This window comes from Mycolicibacter nonchromogenicus (genome assembly GCF_002101775.1).
In the GTDB taxonomy this organism is placed as follows: domain Bacteria; phylum Actinomycetota; class Actinomycetes; order Mycobacteriales; family Mycobacteriaceae; genus Mycobacterium; species Mycobacterium nonchromogenicum.
Genome location: NZ_LQPI01000009.1, coordinates 1 through 4750 on the forward strand (window position 1 = coordinate 1; position 4750 = coordinate 4750).

At 65.8% G+C, this 4750-nt stretch carries 2 protein-coding genes and 1 pseudogene; 2 read left to right on the plus strand and 1 reads right to left on the minus strand.

Going from position 1 to position 4750, the window contains the following annotated elements; all coding sequences use genetic code 11:
- Positions 1 to 77: 77 nt before the first annotated feature.
- Positions 78 to 1030: pseudogene (locus AWC18_RS00270) on the minus strand (IS3 family transposase); the annotation flags it as partial.
- A 171-nt stretch (positions 1031 to 1201) separates the two neighbouring features.
- Here AWC18_RS00270 and AWC18_RS00275 point away from each other — a divergent pair.
- Together AWC18_RS00275 and AWC18_RS00280 are read left to right on the plus strand one after the other, a co-directional pair.
- Positions 1202 to 2074, plus strand: a complete 873-nt coding sequence (locus AWC18_RS00275; RefSeq protein ID WP_165757952.1) for a DnaB-like helicase C-terminal domain-containing protein — start codon at positions 1202 to 1204, stop codon at positions 2072 to 2074.
- Between the two features lie 210 nt (positions 2075 to 2284).
- On the plus strand, positions 2285 to 4306 hold the full coding sequence (locus AWC18_RS00280; protein ID WP_085136951.1) for a hypothetical protein: 2022 nt from the start codon (positions 2285 to 2287) through the stop codon (positions 4304 to 4306).
- The last annotated feature ends 444 nt before the right edge of the window (positions 4307 to 4750 follow it).

The window sequence follows — 4750 nt, forward strand, 5'->3', positions numbered from 1 at the left end:
CTTCGCAGCCCAATCCTTCGTCGCCACTGTTGAACACCTCCACAGTCAAGGCGTTGCGACGACCAGTTGAATCCGCCCTGCGACCCGGCATCGGAGTGATGCACCGTCGACCCGGCCAATGGATGGCCTTCACGAGCCCGCAACGCTGCGGCCTGGCGGATCGCAGACTCGACGAAGCGGGTGTGCTTGGTCGCCGAGCACTCCCAGCCCAGGATCCGCCCGGCGTAGGCGTCGATGACGAACGCGACATAGACGAACACCCCGGTCACCAACCTGACATAGGTGAAATCGGCAACCAGCAGCCGATTGGGGGCATCGACACCGAACTGGCGATCCACCAGATCCGGCGCCCGGGTGGCGGCGGGATCAGCGATCGTGGTGCGGACCTTCTTGACCCGCCGCACCCCCTGCCACCCATTAGCCCGCATCAGACGCTCCACGGTGCATCGGGCCACCGGGATGCCCTGGCGTCGCAGGTGAGCCCACATCTTGGCCGCCCCGTAGAGCGACTCGGGCTTACGCCGCCCCTCGGCATCAGCCTGGTAGTAGCCGGCCAGGATTTCGGTGAGGGTCATGTCCCACAGGGCTCGCTTCGACGGTGGCCGGGACTGCCAGGCGTAGAAGGTTCTCGGGGCGATCTTGCACCCGTGCTCAGAGAGCACGCGGCAGATCGGAGCGACCCCGAACCAAGCCCGATGCTCGGCGATGAACTCACAGATCAGCGGTGTCGTGGGTCGCTCTCCCGCGCGAAGAAACTCGTTGCGGCCTTGAGGATTTCGATAGTCTGCTCAAGCTCGCGATTCTTCTTACGCAGCTCGCGCAGCTCCCGGCTCTCCGCCGTCGATACCCCGGCGGCCTGACCCTCGTCGATCTCGGCCTGGCGCACCCACTTGCGCAGCGTCTCCGCGCTCATCCCCAGCCGCGCCGAGATGGCCCGCATCGCCGCCCACTCGGTGTCGTACTCGTCGCGGTGCTCGCGGACCAGCCGAACCGCCTTGGCCTTCATGTCCTGGTCGTACTTCGTTGGCATCGTGCCATCCTTCCCTCAAAAGAAGGTGCGCACGAAACCCGGGGAGCTTCAACGCGAATCAACGCTGTCTTGTTGACTTGACGGAGCGAGGTGTAGTGAACGCAAGTGGTGTCCCGCTGACAGAGCCTTGGCGATCCAGAGCTGTCACACCTGGCCGCTACGGTGCGACACGTGCGAGTCATACACCCATTCGAACGCCCCCGCCGGATCGAACGCAGCGAAACCGACACCGATGACCAGCCAGGCGACGGGATCGGTGCCGTCCCCACAGGTTTTCGTGAAATCGACACAGCGCTCGGCAACGGACTCCAGCCAGGAACCCTGACCGTGATCGCCGGCTTCACCGGATCCGGAGTCACCGCCCTGGCAACGCACATCGCCAAGCAGTTGGTCACCGAAGTCGGGGCGGCAGCCAACATCATGTCGCTCGACACCACCCGGGACCGACTTGAACACCGAATTCGGGCAGCAACAGATCCGCCGGCCGAAACTTCCTTCGTCGTAGGAAGACGCGAGCTATACGAAGGGCGGATGCGCATATACGGAACCCACACCCGTCAGCCCCGAGCGATCCTCCAAAATCTCACACTTGAACTCTGGACGAGCGAGCCCCGCGCGAACCTGATCGTCATCGATTCACTCAACATGGTGGGCGTCGACGGCGACGATCTCTCCTTTCCCCGATCACCCAAGACCCATTCAGCGGTGATGGTTGACTTCTGCCGCCACCTGAAAGGCATCGCTCTAGACGAAAACATCGCGATCATCGCTACCACTACGTTCGCGGTAAAGGCTGGCATAGGCATGGAACGGACCGATTGGGTCGAACACCTTCCCTCCGTTGGCCCAATCACGGCGGCCGCAGATAACGTATTGCTTCTCTATCGTCCCGACATGTGGGACTATTCGACACCCCGCGCAGGCGAGATAGACCTCGTCCTGGCGAAAGGCGCCAGGGAGCCGAAGCACTGCTTCGCCGCACACCAAATCGGCCGAGGAATATTTAAGGATTTCCCGAGCAGTCCGCAGTCCGACCCTAAGTGAACAACCCGGCCTGTCCGACCTCCAGATCGGCTCGGCTCTGCCTATGGCATTGGTGCAGGTGGTGCACTGGCCAGTTCACTGCCGCCGACTGCTAATCGAAGATGCTGCAAACCCAGGCGCCGCTGGGGCGCGACCGGTGCGATTGGTGAGTAAACGTCCGCAGCCGGGACCGAAGGCATCCGGGAAGCGGCTCTCGTCTACATTTCGAGCATGGCAGCGCAGCAACCCATCCGGGTCGTGATCTGGGGTCCCGGCGACATGGGCGGACGGGCCCTTCAAACCACCTTGGACTCTCCCGACTATGACGTCGTGGGTGTGAAGGTGTTCAGCCCGCACAAGAACGGAGTGGACATCGGCGTCCTCGCCGGCCGCGACCCGGTAGGTATCCACGCCACCACGTCGAAGGAGGCGATCCTCGCGCTGGACGCCGACCTGGTGATCCACACTCCCACCACGCCTGCACTCCTGCAGGGGGCGGATGAGGACGTGATCGAACTGCTGGAGTCAGGCAAGAACGTCGTCTCCGCGGCGGCCTTCCACAATCCAGCCCAGCCGACCTGGCTCTCCGAGTCGCATTCGCCGCTGTCGATACTCCGCTCGCTGGCCCGTCTCAAGGTCACTGGAAACGTCTTCGGCGCAGCCGAGAAGCGAGCGCTCAAGGGATTGGCCGCCACCATGCGGGCCGTCAACTCCCCCGTTGGTTTCGCGCTGCGGCCCGGAGCCGAACTGCTCGCGCGGGGCGTCGTCGGCCGTGCGATCCACCAACGGGCCGACGGCGCCCGCCTGCAGAAGGCCTGCCTGAACGGTGGCGTCTCGCTGCACGGAACGGGGCTGCACCCCGGCCTGATGGTCGAGCAGGTGCTGCTCCGGCTCGCCCTTCTCATGGAGGAGGTCGAGGAGGTGCGGTTCCTCGAAGTCGGAGACCTCTCCGCGGCTCCCGACGGCATGTGGGGCGGCCTGTCCAGCCTGGGCTTCGGAGAGCCGCTTAGCGCCGTCGACAACGACCACGCGATTGCCTGGATGCAGCACTTCTACTTCGACGCAGTGCTCGGCAACGTCGCTTGGGAGCTATGGGGTGTGCCCCCGGAGCAGGTGCGCGTCGAACGTCACGTCTACCCGGTCCCCGCGCGGGTGGAGGTGGCTGCCGGTGGCACGGTGATCCGACCCGGCACGGTCGGCGCGATCCACATGACCTACCGCGGCTACATCGGTGACCGGCTCTTCATGACCAACGAGGAGTGCTGGCACGTGGGCGGCGGCAACGCGCACCTGGGGCCCGATCATCCGAACAGCCTCGCCGGCGGCCACCTGATCACCCTGGAGGGAAAGCCCGGCAGGGTCGAGATGCGCAGCGAGCCCGACGATGAAGCGTTCAACGCCGACTGGTACGCCGTCACCGACATCTCGGTCAACGCCATGCTGGCTGCGGCGCCTGCGCTCATCGCGTCGCCGCCCGGAGTCGTCATCCCCGATCTCGCACCCCGCTACCGGCTGGAGCCGGCAACTGACACCACGCCGCCCGATGCCGCGACGCCCATCACAGTCGCCGTGGTGGGCGACGGCGCTGTCGCTGAACACCTGACCCACCGGATCACCGAGCGCGCCGAACTCGGCACTGCCAAGGGTGATTCGGCGGATCTGCTCGTGTTCGCCACCGACGGGCCACCGGACTCCCAAGCGGTGCTCGAGGCACTGGCGTCCGGCACGGACGTCATCTCCGTCTCCCCCGTTGCCGATACCGCGGCCGTGCTCGCGGCCTGTCGCGCCGGTGGCTCCACGTACCACGCCACCGGAGGACATGCGACTGCCCTGCCGGGCTACGTCATGCGGGCGCTCTCCGGGATCAGTCGCGGCACGCAGTCGGTGACGCTCTCCCAGGCGGTCACCGAGTATCCGGCCGACGAGCCGTCGCTGGAGCGCGCTCGGGCTCTCCTGGGCGACGCCGTCTTCCGGACCGGAGGCGCCGACGAGCGCGCTGTGCTTGGCACTGATCTCCCCGACACTGACGCTCCCCTGCAGTGGCGCCTGCAAACCGAGTCAGGCGACGCCCGCGGCAACACGCGGTTCACGTTCCACGCCGGGGACGCACCCGACGCCGTGCATCCTGCTGTCCACCTCACCTGCTGGGGCATCCTGGCTGCCATCGCCCCAGTGCGAGCCAGCGCGCCGGGGATTCTCCACCACGATCTGGGGATCGATCACGTGCGAGCAGACCACCGTCTGCCGTCCTGAGGGCGGGCGCTGTCGGGGCTGACGGCCGCTGTAGCTCGAGAAACCGCACGCCCAGGTAGGTACCCGCGAGTAGGACCTCTTCGGCGGTGGGAGCTGAGCCGCTACCCGACCTCCGTAGTGGCCGGTTGCCCGAAGCCCCACCCGATGGCCGCAGCGAGGTCCTGGGTGTACCGCTTCTCAAGCTCGTCATCGTGCTGGCGCTAGATCCACGACGGGTGCTGCGCCTGGAAGACGATCGGCACGTCCCGCGGAAGCCGCCCACGTGGAAGCTGCCGAACCGTTGTTCCTGGAGACGGCGGTTAAGAGCGCGCACCATTTCGGTGGTGTCGCAGATCAGCACTGCGTCATGACTTTAGCGAGATCGCACCCCTGCGTGTCAGGGTGAGTTGAGTCCAGTGGTTCATAGCAACCCGCTTGCAGGGCGAGATACGGATCAACTCGGGG